Consider the following 16,546-nt stretch of genomic DNA (forward strand, 5'->3'; position numbering starts at 1 on the left):
CGGCTTTCCTTCCTACATATGTGTTCTCGGGTCGGACGCATCTCCAAGGTTCTGTCCAACTACATATAATACTACGGTGATGATTGAAGCGACAACAACCGGACTCCAGAATTCGAATCCCCATCCCGGTGTCAGCATGGCGCCCTCAGCCTCATAGATCAGTCTTCCCAGAGACATGTCAGAAAGTCCCATACCGATGTAAGCCAGGAACACCTCGTAAGAGATGTAGGACGGAATCTCAGTTGCCGCCAGAGTAACAATGACAGATGTCATAAACGGGAGAATATTCTTCATCGCAATGCGGAAAATCGAAGTTCCAAGACATTTTGATGCCAGATTATACTCTCTGTCACGGATGATAACGACCTGCGTACGGATAAAGTACGCGATGGCAAGCCATCCGGTAACGGTCAGTGCAAATACCATGGTCCAGAAGCTCGGAGAAAAAATAAGCACCAGGACGGAGATCAGAAGTACATACGGAATATTTCCGATGATGTTGTAAACCTCCATCATGAAGACATCAACCTTCTTCGAAAATCCCCAGACAGATCCGACAATCACACCAATCGAAAGGTTGATGAGCGCACAGATAAACGCCAGGGAAACTGAAATTCTGGAACCAAACCAGACAGCGTCAAATGTCGACTGTCCGGAAGCACCGGATCCTAAAATCCAGTGAATATTGAATCCAAGCTGCTGCAATGCTTTGCCTGGAGACAGATGTTTTGTCGCGCCGTTCATCAGATTGGCGAAACGGTCGTACTCCACAAAGAGCGGATACACATACGTCATCAGCAGAATCACACCCAGGAGGCAAAGTACGGCAATATTGATTTTTTTCTTAAAAAATACGCGGAACACGGAATGCCAGTAGGAATATCTCGGAGCCGTAATTTTCTCAGACTCCAGAGAGCTGTTATCTACAGGAGAAAACAGTTCTTCCTCAGACAGACCGAATTTATCTAAATCATAATTCATAAGTCCCTACCTGTCTTTCGTTGAGAATGAGATTCGCGGATCCACCATGGACATCAAAACGTCGCCCAGGATGATGGAAATCACGGAGAGCACTGCGTAGAACAGTGTAACACCTACGATAACACCATTATCATATTTGCTGATTGCTTCGGTCAGCAGATTACCGGCACCTGGTACTACGTACACACGCTCGGTGATGATGGCGCCGGTCAGTGCGAACAGTACGCTCGCCGGAACACCCTGCACGATCGGAATCGCTGCGTTCTTCAAAATGTGTTTCGTAAAGATTTCTCCCTCTGTCAGTCCACCGGATCTTGCGAATTTTACGTAATCGGAGTTCATCTGGTCGATCATGTATCGACGCAGCCATTTCATCAGGTTTGCCACCTGCGGCAGTGCCAGGGAAACGATCGGCAGAATATACATCAGCTTGCTCTTCGAATCCATGTCAAAGGTGGTCGGCAGACCCATTTTTCCTCCGATTGCCTTAAACAGGAAAATATAGGCCAGTGAAGGTACTGCTATAATGAATACAATATAGATGGTTCCAAGCTGGTCAACCAGTTTGTCTTTCTTTCTCGCCATCAGAATGCCAAGCGGCACTGCGATGAGATAGGAAAGAATTACGGCAATGATACCGATTACAAAGGAATAGCCGATTTTTGATTTACCACTCTTAACTGTATCCACGTTGGTATAGTCATCTGTGAACCGATCGGAATGAACAGCGCTTGCATCCTGAGATTCGCTCATATACGTTGCGCTGTGCAGATCGTCTGCACTGTATTCCACCAGACCGCTTGGGTAGGTAATCTCCGATTTTACGTAGGATCCCTGCGCGCGGGTCATGGTCAGTGCTACATCCACACCCTCATTTACGGAATAGGACTTTCCTAAATTTATGGTGATTATATTCTGATGGAAGTATGGGAATTTTGAGTCAAAGTACATCAAGTACTTGTGTGTTGTGCCATTTCCCATGATGGCCGGTGAAAATTTCTTTCCCCCATATACCGGATCGTGTAAGGTAAATGTAATCCCCCTCTTACCTTCTACCTTTGCAGCATCGTGAATGCTGTCGATGTCAATCAAACCGGAAAAATATTTTCCGAGACGCGTTGCAAGCGGAATATCCCTGTACGCAAACAGCTGCTGCTGTCCGCCGTTGGCATATTTTTTCTTACCCATCATGATCGCATCGTATCTTCTTACGGTGTAACCTTTTGCTTTATAATAAGCTGTAAATTTTTTTACATATTCAGATACCAGTTCTGAATCCTGGTCTTTCGTTCTTCCGAATGCTACTGCTTTGGATCTCGTATCCTCGTCAATTTCGCCTTTTGCTTTGAGAGCGTTCAAATAATCTGCATAGGTTACATAATCAAGATATCCGTATGTCTCCCACTTCTGATATTTGTACACCTTTTTCTGGTTATTGCTCTGATGGGAATAGGTGGCGTCCTGTGCGAAAATCAGATTTCGGTCCATCAGAGAATAAATCATAGTCATAACGCATCCAACAACGATTACTACGGAAACAAGGCCATGCAACAAACGCTTAAAAAGATATTTTGTCATATTCTCTCATTCCTTAACACAATATGACAGGGGAATGGCTTTTTTTGTTCCCATCCCCCTGCCGGTTTATTCATTGGCTTTCAACTGTTCTGATCTTTCCAATTTTACCTTTTCCAAAATTAGAAGATACCGAAACATTTGGTCATGTATCCTTCGTAGTCCGGAAGCATGGTATCCAGGTAAGAGCACGGATCACCAAAGTCCGGACCCCATCCGGAGACATCGTATACGTCGTAGTTTGCTTCATAACCATAGTTTGCATAGTATCCTGCATAGTACCATCCATCCAGGTCTACGGCATCAACCAGATTGATCACAACTTTTCCGCCAAGGGCAGCCTCTACTGATTTCTTGTAGGAGTTTGCTTTGTTGGTGTAAACTTCTACTGCAGACGGATATGGATATTCCATCTGGATCGGGTTGCTCTCATCGATGGTGATGCCCTCTTCTGCGAGCTCCTCGATTGCGGTATTCAGTTCTTCTACTGCGTTTTCCGGATTGTACCATCCATCAAAGCCATCGCTGGTCTTGTTTTCGGCATCCCATACTTTGATCTTCACGCCGTCGGCGTCGATCTGTTTCTGTACGATTTCACCATAGTAGGTGCCTGCCGGGAAGGTTGTGTCGGTTCCGTTGATCTGAATGGTAGTGTCTTTTGACAGGCTTACGAAATATCCCGGGGTAAAGGTATTTCTAAGGGAAGTATACTTCAGATCCTCGCCAACCTGCTGTGCATTGTAAGCGCCACGATCTGCTGCAAAGCTGATCGCTCTTCTGAAGTGAACGTTCTGCAGTGCTTTGTTCGTTCTCTGGATTTCTTCGTCAGACTTTGTACTCTTTGCTGTTGTTCCGTCGTTGGCATTTGCAGTCGCAGTACGGTTGATATTGTAGAATGCCATGAAAGAAGTAGCATCGGTATCTGAAACTACTGCGTACTGGTCGTACAGACCTTCGGATTTTGCTGTCTCCATAGTGGAGGTGTTCAGGTTTACATAGTCAACGGTACCTGCTTTTGCATCTGTGTACATTTTGGTAACATCAGACTGGTCATTGAACAGCCAGGTCAGGGTTTTAATGTTTACGTTGTCTTTGTTCCAGTAAGAATCGCTCAGTTTAAATACGATGGTATTTTTCGCTGTAGCGTTGGTTACCAGGTACGGTCCGCAGTATGCGATCGAGTTGGAATCTTTTCCGTACTGATAATCTGCTGCGGAGGAATCGTACTCAGCACCAAATTTACCGCCCTGGGACTGATAGTAGCTTCTGCTCATCGGCATGAAGATGGTGTAGCCAAGCATGGTCATGAAGTAGCTGCATGGCTCTTCCAGTGTGTACTCTACGGTATAGTCATCAACAGCTTTTACACCAACCTCGTCGAAATCGGTAACTTCACGGCTGATGTACTGGGATACGTTTTTGATCACGCCCTGTACCAGGTATTCCAGACCGCCCTGTGCATCACACATATGCTGCATTCCGGCCACGAAGTCATCTGCTTTTACAGTATCCACTTCACGTCCCTGGGAATCGGTCCATTTTACATCTTTACGAAGGTGGAAGGTATAGGTCAGTCCGTCATCAGATACTTCATAGGATTCTGCCAGTGCCGGCTGCAGAGTTCCCTCTACATCGTACTCCATCAGTCCGTCATAGGTATTGATGATCGCATCGGTATCTGCCGCACGGGAAGTTGCAAGTCCGTCCCATGTTACCGGATCGCTCGCATACGGCATGGAGAAGCTGTCTTTTAAGGTGTAACCTTTTCCTGCCAGATATTCTTTTACCCAGCTCTCATAGGTTCCTGTTCCTTTAAGCTCATCCCATTTTGCTCTCATCTCGTTGTAATCTTCTGCCTTGATAAAGTCAGTTGTTACAACATACTGATGATAACGGTCTTTATCGCTTCCCCAAAGGGTATAGTCCTTGGTGCGCGGAGCCATTCTGTACATCGCGTACGTACCACCTCTTGAGGTGAGCGGGTACATCATGGCGGACTCCATCAGTTTTCCCTCGGCAACTGCCATCAGGGCATATCTCTCATCCACCGTTTCTGCTTCCTTTGCAGTAGCAAGTGCATCGTTGAAATCGCCCAGTGCCTCGTTATAGAGCTCTGTGCTGGTCTCGTCGTATCCTTCCGGCATTTCGGACTCCTCTGCCTCGGCTTCGCTCTCACTGCTTGCAGATGCGCTTGCATTGCTTTCGGAAGATGCGCTGCTGCTTACGCTTACACTCTCATCCGCCGGATCAGAACTTCCGCTGCCGGAATTTCCACAGGCAACCAGGCTTGCAGTCATACTCATAACAAGTAATGCGCTTACAATTTTTCTTTTCATAATTTCTTCCTAACTCCTTTCATGGATTCGCGTTGTTTTTGCATCATCCGGACATTTACCGGAACGGCTTCGCCATTCCACCGTTTTTCATTTTGGCACTTTACCACATCAAAACGAATAGTACAAAAAGGAGATGCGTCCAACAAGATTTGTTTTCTTCATCCCTCATGCCCGTACATTTGTCCGTTTGTCCAAAAACAACTGGGTTCATTATAACCAGAACTCTCTCTGTTTGTCAATATCCGATGCAGGAGAAAAGTGTATAAACTGCATTTAAAGTCATCAAAATCCTCTATTTTCCTCTTTTTGGGTATTGTTCTGATGCTGTTTTTCTATTTTCCTGTATTCTTCGGTTTTAGAATAAAAAAAGATTACACAAATAATTGTTTCTTTCCATTTGCGTTCTGCAGCACTGTCTTTTTGTATTTGTTTCAGATTTTGCTCCGGGAAAGAATCCTGCCGGACGCAAAAACAGACTTCTGAAAATCACATTTCTTCTTATTTAAGAGCGTCATACTGTTTTTTACTTTCGTTTTTTACTTTCGTTTTTTACTTTCGTTTCCTTCTTTTACAAAGCAAAGCCTTCCATGAAGACCGCTCACACCGAAATCACTTTCTTACTTTTTGTCTTCGACAGTCTCCGGACTATTGACATCAAAAAAAAATCCTGCTAATATTAATTTTAATAAGGAACCAGTGCAGTACACGGAAAACAGGCACCGCACGCGGCGTCTCTGATATCCTTGTCGGATACAGCAGACGCTTTTTTGCTTTCTTGTGTATCATCACTTCTGCATCCGTATCCGCACGAAAAGAAAAAAGGAGACTTCTTTTATGTATCTTTATAATTCTGCAACCCATAAAAAAGCTGAATTCCTGACACACACACCGGGCCGTGTAGAAATGTACACCTGCGGACCTACCGTTTATCATTTTGCGCACATCGGAAACCTGCGCAGTTATATTATGGAGGATGTCCTGGAAAAGGCACTCCGCTATGAAGGCTACGACGTCAACCGTGTCATGAACATCACCGATGTCGGCCATTTAAGCTCCGATGCGGACACCGGCGAGGACAAGATGGTCAAAGGTGCAAAGCGCGAGCACAAAACAGTCATGGAAATCGCACAGTATTACACCGATGCATTCTTTGCGGATTGCAAAAAGCTGAACATCAAGCGCCCGGATGTCGTACAGCCGGCAACGGGATGCATTGACGAATATATCAGAATCATTGAAAAACTGATGGACACCGGCTACGCTTACTTTGCCGGCGGAAATGTTTACTTTGACACCAGCCGTCTCGACCACTACTACGTATTCAACGATCACGACGAGGATGACCTCGCGGTCGGTGTACGTGAGGGCGTAGAGGAAGATACAAACAAACGCAACAAAAATGATTTCGTTCTCTGGTTTACGAAATCCAAATTTGAGAACCAGGCCTTGAAATGGGATTCCCCGTGGGGCGTCGGTTATCCGGGATGGCACATCGAGTGCTCCGGTATCTCCATGAAATACAATGGCGAATACCTTGACCTGCACTGCGGCGGCGTAGACAATGCATTCCCGCACCACACGAACGAGATCGCACAGTCCGAAAGCTATCTTGGCCACGCCTGGTGCCCGCAGTGGTTCCATGTACATCACCTGAATACATCGACTGGAAAGATGTCGAAATCGAAAGGTGAGTTTTTAACCGTTTCTCTTCTTGAGGAAAAAGGTTATGATCCTCTCGTCTACCGTTTCTTCTGCCTCCAGTCTCATTACCGTAAGGCGCTTGTCTTCACCTGGGAAAACCTGGACAACGCCAAAATTGCCTACGACAAGCTGATCGCCCGCATCGCCGCTTTAGACCCGAAAGACGGACCGGCCGAGGAAGCTTCTATGACTGCTTTAAAAGAGAAATTCCAGAAAGCGCTCGATGCCGACCTCAACACCTCGCTTGCCATCACAACGCTGTACGATGTGTTAAAAGCAGACATGCATGATGCTGCAAAGCTGGCGCTTCTCGACAGTTTCGATCAGGTACTCGGTCTTTCCCTTCTCGCTCATGCAGATGCGAAGAGAAAAGAGGCTGCAAAGACAACTTCTGCTTCCACCGCGTCCGGCTATCAGATTACCGGCGAAGGAGATCCGGAAATTGATGCTCTTGTTCTGAAACGATATGAGGCAAAAAAAGCCAAAAACTTTGCAGAAGCAGATAAAATCCGCGATGACCTGAAAGCCCAGGGCATTGAAGTTGCTGATGTACGCGGCGGAGCCGTCTGGAAACGGATCTGATCTGCACGAAAGAGGAACTCTGATTTTCTTCTTCATTTCCTACGAAGGAAACAGGGAATTTCATGTGCTGAAAGCAACAACCGACCAGTATATTACCTGTGAAAACGCGGCTGCACTTTCTATTAAACTTCTTCCAAAGAGAACTGCTCTGATGCGGCAGTTCTCTTTTTTATGCTTTTTCACCTGCTGCTTGCGGCTTCCTTCGGATGCATGGCATCGAAAAAAAGACGGCATCCATTTTCCGGATACCGCCTTTTTTGTTTCTTTCGGATGGCTGTTTCTTTATTTAATAATACGAACCCTTAACACGCCGTCTACTGCTTCCAGCGCTTTTACGATCTCTTCTGTTGCTTCGCTTTCCAGATCCATCATGGTGTAAGCGTAATCGCCTTTACCTTTGTTTGTCATGTCGCTGATGTTGACACCGGCGTTACCCATAACGGTGGTAAATGCACCCAGCATACCAGGAATATTCTTATGGCAGATGGTCACACGGCCTGCTCCTGTGCATACACCCATATCACAGTTCGGGAAGTTGACGGAGTTTTTGACGTTTCCGTTCTCCAGGAAATCACGGATTTCTTTAACTGCCATGACAGCACAGTTATCTTCGGATTCTTTGGTCGATGCTCCAAGATGCGGAGTAACGATGGTTCCCTCTGCGCCGACTACCTTCGGGTTTGCAAAGTCAGTCACATATTTTTTCATTTTTCCGGCCTTTAATGCTTCCAGAACAGCATCCTCATCAACCAGGAGGTCTCTTGCATAGTTCAGAAGAACCACGCCGTCTTTCATCTCATCGATCGCTGCCTTGTTAATCATACCTTTTGTGCTGTCCATCAGCGGAACATGAATGGTGATATAATCGCAGGTACGGTAGATATCTTCCACGTTCTGGATATGATGAATGTCACGGGACAGATTCCATGCCGCATCGACAGAAATGTACGGATCGTATCCGTATACTTCCATGCCAAGATGGGTTGCTGCATTTGCTACAAGCTGACCGATCGCGCCAAGTCCGATGATACCGAGCTTCTTTCCGCTGATCTCACAGCCGGCAAATTTCTTTTTCTGTTTTTCTGCTGTCTTTGCAATGTCGCCGTCTTCTTTGTCGCTCTTCACCCACTCAATACCGCCTGCGATATCGCGGGATGCAAGCAGCATGCCGGCAAGCACCAGCTCTTTGACGCCATTTGCATTGGCTCCCGGTGTGTTGAATACAACGATACCCTGCTCTGCGCAGTCGGCAAGCGGAATGTTGTTGACACCGGCTCCTGCTCTTGCTACGGCAAGAAGACTTTTCGGCAGCTCCATACCGTGCATGGCTGCACTTCTGACGAGAACCGCATCGGCTCCCTCCAGGCTTTCACTCTGCTGATAGTTTTCATTAAAATTTGCAAGGCCTACGCCTGCAATCGGATTTAAGCAATGATACTGAAACATTAGAGATTTTCCTCCTCGAACTTTTTCATGAAGGCTACGAGTGCTTCTACGCCTTCCTTCGGCATTGCATTGTAGATACTTGCACGCATACCGCCGACGGTACGGTGACCTTTCAGGTTCTCAAGTCCGGCTTCTTTGGACTCTTTGACGAATTTTGCATCCAGATCTGCATTTCCGGTGATAAACGGAACGTTCATCAGAGAACGGTCTTCCGGTACAACGGTTCCTTTGAAGAGCTTGCTCTGATCCAGGAAATCATACAGCAGTTTTGCTTTTTCTTCGTTGCGCTGTTTCATGACTTCCAGTCCGCCCATTTTCTTCAGCCATTTGAACACTTTGCCGCACATGTAGATGCAGTAGCAGTTCGGCGTGTTATACAGAGAGCCGGCATCTGCATGCGTTTTAAATTTCATCATGGTCGGTGTTCCCGGCAGGACATCGTCGGTAATCAGATCGTCACGGACAATGGAGATGACCATTCCGGCAGGTCCGATGTTTTTCTGGACACCGCCGTAGATGATGCCGTAATCGGAGACATTAACAGGTTCGGAGAGGAAACAGGAGGAGACATCTGCCACCAGGGTTTTGCCCTTGGTATTCGGCAGTTTTTTGTATTTGGTTCCGTAAATGGTGTTGTTTTCACAGATATAAACATAATCGGCATCCGGGCTGATCGGAAGATCGCTGCAGTCCGGGATGTAGGAAAATGTTTTATCCTCAGAGGAGGCAATTTTGTTTGCCTTTCCGTATTTCTGTGCTTCTGCGTATGCTTTCTTTGCCCACTGGCCTGTTACGATGTAATCTGCGACACCGTTTTTCATCAGGTTCATCGGGATCATGGAAAACTGCAGCGATGCACCGCCCTGGAGAAACAGGACTTTGTAATTTGACGGGATTCCCATCAGATCGCGAAGGTCTGCTTCTGCCTCATCGATAATATTCTGGAATACTTTGGAACGGTGGCTCATCTCCATGACGGACATGCCGCATCCGCGGTAATCCAGCATTTCCTCCTGGGCTTCTTTCAACACTTCCTCTGGCAGAACTGCCGGTCCTGCGGAAAAATTATAAACTCTGCTCATTTTTCATCCTCCTGTTTCTCTTGCTACTTTATATTACTGGAAAACCACCGTTCCTATGCCGGTGGTTTTCCTTGTAATCGTTTGTACCTGTATTGCAGTTTTTCTTACAAGTCTGCAATTCATATGGTAATACGGTATTACTTTACCACGTTGAAACTATGATACCTCTTTGTTAGAAATATGTCAATTCTTTTCTTGTTCCTTTTTTGCCAGATCCTCTGCATCGAAGACATCCTCGATCGGTGCTCCGGCCGGAACCATCGGGAATACTTTTTCATCGCAGTCGATCCATACGTCGATCAGTGCCGGTTTTCCGCTCGCAATCGCCTCACGGATGGCAGGTCCCATTTCCTCTTTCTTCGTCACACGGATGCCCTTTACGCCGAGCGCCTCAGCAACCTTGACAAAGTCCGCCTGATCCTGCAGAACAGTGTTGGAATACCGTTTTCCATAGAACAGTGTCTGCCACTGGCGTACCATACCGAGTACATGGTTGTTGACAACGACTTCGATCACCGGAATGTTATGTCTCGAAAGGGTTGCCAGTTCGTTCATATTCATGCGGAAGCAGCCGTCGCCTGCGATGTTGATAACGGTTTTGTCCGGGCGTCCCATTTTGGCACCCATGGCAGCTCCAAGACCGAATCCCATGGTTCCAAGACCGCCGGAGGTTAAAAGGGTTCTCGGGCTCGTATACCGATAATACTGCGCCGCCCACATCTGATGCTGTCCGACATCGGTCGTGATGACAGCCTGGCCGTCGGTTGCCTTATAGATCTCCTCGATCACGAACGGTCCGGTAAGGCCTTCTTCATGCTTTAACGGGAATTTTTCTTTCATTGCCTCGATTTCGGCAATCCACTCGTCATGATGCATCGGCTCCAGCTTCGCATTCAGGCGTTTTAAGACTTCTTTGACGTCTCCGATGATGCTCGACTCGACAACAACATTCTTGTTGATTTCTGCCGCATCTACATCGATCTGAACGATTTTTGCATTGTTTGCAAATTTTGCGGCGTTTCCGGTGACACGATCGGAAAATCTTGCACCGAGCACGATCAGCAGGTCGCACTTCGTCACGCCATAGTTCGATGTTTTTGTTCCGTGCATACCGAGCATGCCGGTGTACAGCTTATCGGTTCCCGGGAAAGCGCCTTTTCCCATCAGGGTATCGCAGACCGGCGCCTGTATATGGTGTGCCAGTTCACGCACTTCCTCGGCCGCACCTGAGATGATGCTGCCGCCGCCCACGAAAATATACGGTTTTTTCGACTCCCGAATCAGAGATACAACGTGATCCAGTCCTTCTTCTGTGATTTTTTCGATAGACGGTGCGATTGCTTCCGGTGTCTTTGGCTCATATTCATACGTTGCCGCCGTGACATCTTTCGTGATATCCACCAGAACCGGGCCCGGTCTTCCGCTCTTTGCAATCGAAAACGCACGGCGCAGCGTGTCTGCGAGAACCGTGATATCTTTTACAATCACGCTGTATTTTGTGATCGGCATCGCAACGCCTGCAATGTCAATCTCCTGAAAGCTGTCTTTTCCAAGCAGTGCCTTTCCTACGTTGCAGGTGATGGCTACCATCGGGGTGGAATCCATGTAGGCAGTTGCAATTCCAGTGACAAGATTTGTCGCACCAGGGCCGCTTGTTGCCATACATACGCCTGTTTTTCCGGTCGCACGCGCATACCCGTCTGCCGCATGGGCAGCACCCTGCTCGTGGGAGGTCAGGATGTGGTGGATTTCCGGATGACGGTAAAGCTCATCATAGATATTCAAAATCGTTCCCCCCGGATAGCCGAACACGGTGTCCACGCCCTGCTCCTTCAGGCACTCAATAACAATCTGTGATCCAGTTAATTCCATGTCTGTATGATTCCTTCCTTATCTTTTGGCTTTGTGTATGAAATCAGCCATCCGATGAAAATGCACGTTCGGACGGCTGATATGATTTTTTTCTATTAGAACTCCAGAATGGCTCCCTTATTTGCGCTGGAAACCATCTTTGCGTAGCGTTTCAGATAGCCTGTGGTTACTTTCGGCTCTCTCGGAGTCCATGCAGCTTTTCTGCGTGCCAGCTCTTCATCCGATACGGCAAGCTCCAGCTTGTGCTCTGGAATATTGATGCGGATCAGGTCGCCTTCCTCAACGAGCGCGATCGGACCGCCTTCTGCTGCCTCAGGGCTGACATGACCGATGGATGCACCGCGGGATGCGCCGGAGAAACGGCCGTCTGTAATCAGAGCTACGGAAGAGCCAAGTCCCATACCTGCAATCGCAGAGGTCGGATTCAGCATCTCACGCATACCAGGGCCTCCCTTTGGTCCCTCATAACGGATGACAACAACGTCGCCTGCCACAATCTTGCCGCCGCGGATTGCCTCGATGGCATCCTCCTCACAGTCGAAGACTCTGGCCGGTCCTTCGTGAACCTGCATCTCCGGTACAACGGCAGAACGTTTGACGACTGCGGTATCCGGTGCCAGGTTTCCTTTCAGGACAGCAATACCGCCGGTCTTGCTGTATGGATTTTCTACCGGACGGATGATCTCCGGGTTTTTGTTGACACAGCCTTTGATATTCTCGCCAACGGTCTTTCCGGTTGCGGTCATGCACTCGGTGTGCAGAAGTCCCAGTTTATTCAGCTCGTTCATAACGGCATAAACACCGCCGGCCTCGTTCAGCTCCTCAATGTAGTGGTATCCTGCCGGAGCCAGATGGCAGAGGTTCGGGGTCTTCTCACTGATGGCATTTGCCATCTCCGGATTCAGCTCTACGCCTGCCTCATGCGCGATGGCCGGCAGATGCAGCATACTGTTGGTGGAACATCCAAGTGCCATATCGACGGTCAACGCATTTAAGAATGCTTCTTTTGTCATAATGTCTCTTGGACGGATATTCTGTTTTAACAGCTCCATAACCTGCATACCGGCTCTCTTGGCCAGGCGCAGACGCTCGGAATATACGGCCGGAATCGTTCCGTTTCCTTTCAAGCCCATGCCGAGAACCTCGGTCAGACAGTTCATGCTGTTTGCCGTGTACATACCGGAGCAGGAACCGCAGGTCGGGCATGCATTGCACTCAAAATCATAAACATCTTCCTCTGTCATAGTTCCGGCTGCGTAGGATCCAACCGCCTCGAACATGCTGGAAAGACTTCTCTTCTCACCTTTTACATGGCCGGCAAGCATCGGACCGCCGCTGACAAATACGGTCGGAACATTGACTCTTGCTGCTGCCATCAAAAGGCCAGGTACGTTCTTATCACAGTTCGGGATACATACCAGTGCATCAAACTGGTGAGCCATTGCCATACACTCGGTGGAATCGGCGATCAGGTCACGGGTAACGAGGGAATATTTCATTCCGATGTGGCCCATGGCAATACCGTCACAGACTGCAATGGCCGGGAACACGATCGGTGTTCCGCCTGCCATGGCAACGCCCATTTTTACAGCTTCTGTAATTTTATCCAGGTTCATATGACCCGGTACGATCTCATTGTAGGAGCTTACAATTCCTACGAGCGGTTTTTTCATTTCTTCTTCGGTCAGACCCAGCGCACGCATCAGAGAACGCTGTGGCGCCTGTGCGATTCCTTTTTTTACAGCATCACTTCTCATGATTTTTTCCTCTTTTCTTATCTTACAGTTTTATGCCAGTGCTTTTACCAGCAGATCTCCCATTTCGGATGTAGATACCTGGGTACATCCCTCAGACATAATGTCTACGGTGCGGTATCCGTCTTTTAAAATTTTCTGTACAGCATTTTCGACTGCCTCTGCCTCCTGATCGAGATCCAGGGAATAGCGGAGCATCATGGCTGCGGACAGAACCGTTGCAATCGGGTTTGCGATGTTCTTTCCTGCGATGTCCGGTGCAGAGCCGTGGCTTGGCTCGTACAGACCAAATTTTGTCTCGTTCAGGCTGGCGGAAGAAAGCATTCCGATCGAGCCTGCTACCATACTTGCCTCATCGGAAAGAATATCTCCGAACATGTTCTCGGTCAGAACGACGTCAAACTGGCACGGATTGTGGACGATCTGCATCGCACAGTTGTCGACCAGCATATGCTCTAAGGTAACTTCCGGGTAATCTTTTGCAACATCCTCTACCACGGATCTCCACAGACGGGAGGAATCGAGAACGTTTGCTTTATCTACACTCGTTACTTTTTTCTTTCTCTTCATGGCGATGTCGAATGCACGGATTGCAATGCGGCGGATTTCGGTCTCGCTGTAGGTCAGCGTATCGGTTGCTTTCCGGATGCCGTTTTCTTCTACAGTGCTGCGCTCTCCAAAGTACAGGCCGCCGGTCAGCTCACGCATAATCAGCATGTCGAAGCCCTCGCCGATGATCTCTTCTTTTAACGGGCAGGCATCTTTCAATTCCTGATACAGGTAAGCCGGACGCAGGTTTGCAAACAGACCTAACGATTTCCGGATTTTTAAGAGTCCTGCCTCCGGGCGCTTGTCCGGGCTTAATTTGTACCATGGGGATGTTTTTGCATCTCCTCCGATGGAGCCCATCAGGACAGCGTCGCATTTCTTTGCTTCTTCTATGGTTTCATCTGTCAGCGGCACGCCGTGCACATCAATGGAGGCTCCGCCCAGCAGAAGGTTGGTATATTCAAACTTATGTCCATATTTCTCGCAGACAGCGTCCAGAACTTTTTTTGCTTCCTTTACAATTTCCGGTCCGATTCCGTCACCGTGAATTAATCCAATACGGTATTCCATATCTTTCTCCCTCTTTTCTTCCGGCTGAAAAACCGTTCTATTTTCTCTGCGTCTATAGCATTTCTAAATTATACGCCATTTTTCCAGTAATTTCAACACGAAATTTCTTTGCATCGGACGAAACGCAATAATCTTTTTGCTTTTTTGCCATTTAAAAGAAAAATACGCGGCATTTTTCCCCGTTTTCGCCGTGTTCCGCCGAAGAAGTTTCGGGGGCGAAAAAAACGCAGGCATTCGTTCTTTTTGAATACCTGCGTTTTTCCTGGCTTTTCGCCGTGTGAAATTATTTTTTCTTTTCTGTTTTCTCTTCAACGACTGCTGTCTCCGGTTTTTCAACCTCTGTGATGGCTGTTTTGCGCATCGGGATACGGCAGTTTTTGTTGTTTCCGAACTCTACGATGACATCGTCGTCTGTGATATCGATGACTACGCCGTAGAAACCGCTTGTTGTGATGACTGCATCGCCGACTGCGAGGTCATTCAGCATTGCCTGCAGTTTTTTCTGCTCTTTCTTCTGCGGGCGGATCATTAAGAAATACATCATACCGAACATGATGACCAGCCACATAATTAACATACCAGTGCTCATCACACCGCTGTTTGCTGCTGTTGTTGTTGCTAAAAACATTTTCTTTCCTCCTGTTATTCGAGAGTACATCCCGTTCTTTAGACACACCTATCATAATACACAATCCGGAACCGATGGGCAAGTCTTTTTCGGATATTTTCCAAAGATTTCATACTTTCCCGATTACTTTTTGTCGTATTCCTCAAATCCTGCGAGTTTTGCCCGTTTGTAGGAAGCAAAATTGCCCTCGTCCAGCGCGGTCCGGATTTCTGTCATCATATTGTTGTAGAAATACAGGTTGTGCAGAACACAGAGCCGCATGCCGAGCATCTCTTTTGCTTTCAGCAGATGACGGATGTAGGCTCTGCTGTAGTGACGGCACGCCGGGCACTGGCAGCCTTCCTCGATCGGACGCGGATCCAGCTCGTATTTCTGATTGAACAGGTTCATTTTTCCATGGTTTGTGTAAACGTGGCCGTGGCGTCCGTTCCGGCTCGGATATACGCAGTCGAAGAAATCGATGCCGCGCTCTACGCCTTCCAGAATGTTTGCCGGCGTTCCAACGCCCATCAGATACGTCGGTTTGTCTTTCGGCAGGTACGGAACGACTTCGTCGAGAATATGGTACATCTCCTCGTGGCTCTCTCCTACTGCCAGACCGCCGACTGCATAGCCATCGAGATCCATCTCGGAAATCCGTTTTGCATGGTCGATGCGGATGTCTTCATAGATCGCACCCTGGTTGATGCCGAACAGAAGCTGATGTTTGTTGATCGTGTCTTCCCGCTGGTTCAGCTCCTGCATCTTATTTTTGCATCGCTGCAGCCATCTCGCCGTGCGGTCGACCGAGTTCTGCACATAACGGCGCTCTGCCACACTCGACGGGCACTCGTCGAAAGCCATCGCGATGGTTGAAGCCAGGTTGGACTGGATCTGCATACTCTCCTCCGGTCCCATAAAGATCTTTCTTCCATCTACATGCGAGTGGAAATAGACACCCTCCTCCTTGATTTTCCGAAGGCCTGCCAGAGAAAACACCTGGAATCCGCCGGAATCGGTCAGGATCGGTTTGTCCCAGACCATGAATTTGTGGAGTCCGCCCATCTTCTTTACGACTTCATCTCCCGGGCGCACATGGAGGTGATAGGTATTGGAAAGTTCTACCTGCGTACCGATCTGCTGGAGATCTTCGGTGGAAACAGCTCCCTTGATTGCTGCTGCAGTTCCGACATTCATGAATACCGGCGTTTCGATATTGCCGTGCACGGTTTCCATATGGGCGCGCTTCGCTCTTCCTTCCATTTTCAGAATTTTATACATAACGCTTTTCATCCTTTCTCAATGATCCCTGCCTCCTGTTTTCATGCAGGGCATACTATTTTTAGTATACAGGCAAAATCTGTTTTTGACAATGCCTGAATTTTCTTTTTTCTCTCTTTTTTCTTTCCCGCTTTCTCCATTTTTCACAAGGACTTTATACTTTTTTCATAAGACATCGCCTTTTTTCCAATTGTATTTCCTTATTTTTTG

The 16,546-nt window shown here is 47.8% G+C and carries 11 protein-coding genes; 1 reads left to right on the plus strand and 10 read right to left on the minus strand.

Features of this window, described 5'->3' with window-relative positions:
- Nucleotides 1–12: 12 nt before the first annotated feature.
- The 3 genes from DXB83_RS05705 to DXB83_RS05715 form a co-directional block, all read right to left on the minus strand.
- A complete protein-coding gene (locus DXB83_RS05705; protein ID WP_055228618.1) occupies nt 13–981 on the minus strand; it encodes an ABC transporter permease in 969 nt (322 codons plus the stop codon).
- A 6-nt stretch (nt 982–987) separates the two neighbouring features.
- Complete coding sequence (locus tag DXB83_RS05710; protein WP_117509190.1) at nt 988–2,559, minus strand: ABC transporter permease; 1,572 nt, start codon at nt 2,557–2,559, stop codon at nt 988–990.
- Between the two features lie 119 nt (nt 2,560–2,678).
- Nucleotides 2,679–4,892: an ABC transporter substrate-binding protein gene (locus DXB83_RS05715; RefSeq protein ID WP_117509191.1), complete on the minus strand. Its 2,214-nt coding sequence runs from the start codon at nt 4,890–4,892 to the stop codon at nt 2,679–2,681.
- A gap of 834 nt (nt 4,893–5,726) precedes the next feature.
- Here DXB83_RS05715 and cysS point away from each other — a divergent pair.
- The gene (cysS, locus tag DXB83_RS05720; RefSeq protein ID WP_118594944.1) at nt 5,727–7,175 is read left to right on the plus strand and encodes a cysteine--tRNA ligase; all 1,449 of its coding nucleotides are present in this window, start codon (nt 5,727–5,729) and stop codon (nt 7,173–7,175) included.
- Nucleotides 7,176–7,457: 282 nt separating this feature from the next.
- Here cysS and DXB83_RS05725 read toward each other — a convergent pair whose 3' ends face one another.
- The 7 genes from DXB83_RS05725 to tgt form a co-directional block, all read right to left on the minus strand.
- Entirely contained in the window at nt 7,458–8,621 is a 1,164-nt protein-coding gene (locus DXB83_RS05725; RefSeq protein ID WP_117814389.1) for a phosphoglycerate dehydrogenase, read from the minus strand.
- On the minus strand, nt 8,621–9,703 hold the full coding sequence (gene serC / locus DXB83_RS05730; protein ID WP_117804398.1) for a 3-phosphoserine/phosphohydroxythreonine transaminase: 1,083 nt from the start codon (nt 9,701–9,703) through the stop codon (nt 8,621–8,623). Before serC ends, DXB83_RS05725 begins: the two co-directional genes overlap by 1 nt.
- Before the next feature lie 183 nt (nt 9,704–9,886).
- Nucleotides 9,887–11,575 carry a biosynthetic-type acetolactate synthase large subunit gene (gene ilvB / locus DXB83_RS05735; protein ID WP_117804397.1) on the minus strand — a complete coding sequence of 563 codons (1,689 nt, stop codon included), beginning with the start codon at nt 11,573–11,575 and terminating at the stop codon, nt 9,887–9,889.
- A 95-nt stretch (nt 11,576–11,670) separates the two neighbouring features.
- Nucleotides 11,671–13,332, minus strand: coding sequence for a dihydroxy-acid dehydratase (ilvD, locus tag DXB83_RS05740; RefSeq protein WP_117801682.1), 1,662 nt, complete (start codon nt 13,330–13,332; stop codon nt 11,671–11,673).
- A 30-nt stretch (nt 13,333–13,362) separates the two neighbouring features.
- Nucleotides 13,363–14,448 (minus strand): 3-isopropylmalate dehydrogenase, encoded by a 1,086-nt coding sequence (gene leuB, locus DXB83_RS05745; protein WP_117801683.1) that lies wholly within the window; start codon nt 14,446–14,448, stop codon nt 13,363–13,365.
- A 283-nt stretch (nt 14,449–14,731) separates the two neighbouring features.
- Entirely contained in the window at nt 14,732–15,076 is a 345-nt protein-coding gene (yajC, locus tag DXB83_RS05755) for a preprotein translocase subunit YajC (protein WP_117509198.1), read from the minus strand.
- A 123-nt stretch (nt 15,077–15,199) separates the two neighbouring features.
- Nucleotides 15,200–16,336 (minus strand): tRNA guanosine(34) transglycosylase Tgt, encoded by a 1,137-nt coding sequence (gene tgt, locus DXB83_RS05760; RefSeq protein WP_117804425.1) that lies wholly within the window; start codon nt 16,334–16,336, stop codon nt 15,200–15,202.
- Nucleotides 16,337–16,546: the final 210 nt, after the last annotated feature.

This window comes from Blautia sp. OM06-15AC (assembly GCF_003481425.1).
GTDB classification, from domain to species: Bacteria; Bacillota; Clostridia; order Lachnospirales; family Lachnospiraceae; genus Fusicatenibacter; species Fusicatenibacter saccharivorans.

Coding starts and splice junctions, on each gene's coding strand:
- leuB (WP_117801683.1), bottom strand. CDS start 14,448: ATGGAATACCGTATTGGATTAATTCACGGTGACGGAATCGGACCGGAA.
- yajC (WP_117509198.1), bottom strand. CDS start 15,076: ATGTTTTTAGCAACAACAACAGCAGCAAACAGCGGTGTGATGAGCACT.
- tgt (WP_117804425.1), bottom strand. CDS start 16,336: ATGTATAAAATTCTGAAAATGGAAGGAAGAGCGAAGCGCGCCCATATG.
- ilvD (WP_117801682.1), bottom strand. CDS start 13,332: ATGAGAAGTGATGCTGTAAAAAAAGGAATCGCACAGGCGCCACAGCGT.
- DXB83_RS05710 (WP_117509190.1), bottom strand. CDS start 2,559: ATGACAAAATATCTTTTTAAGCGTTTGTTGCATGGCCTTGTTTCCGTA.
- cysS (WP_118594944.1), top strand. CDS start 5,727: ATGTATCTTTATAATTCTGCAACCCATAAAAAAGCTGAATTCCTGACA.
- DXB83_RS05705 (WP_055228618.1), bottom strand. CDS start 981: ATGAATTATGATTTAGATAAATTCGGTCTGTCTGAGGAAGAACTGTTT.
- DXB83_RS05725 (WP_117814389.1), bottom strand. CDS start 8,621: ATGTTTCAGTATCATTGCTTAAATCCGATTGCAGGCGTAGGCCTTGCA.
- ilvB (WP_117804397.1), bottom strand. CDS start 11,575: ATGGAATTAACTGGATCACAGATTGTTATTGAGTGCCTGAAGGAGCAG.
- DXB83_RS05715 (WP_117509191.1), bottom strand. CDS start 4,892: ATGAAAAGAAAAATTGTAAGCGCATTACTTGTTATGAGTATGACTGCA.
- serC (WP_117804398.1), bottom strand. CDS start 9,703: ATGAGCAGAGTTTATAATTTTTCCGCAGGACCGGCAGTTCTGCCAGAG.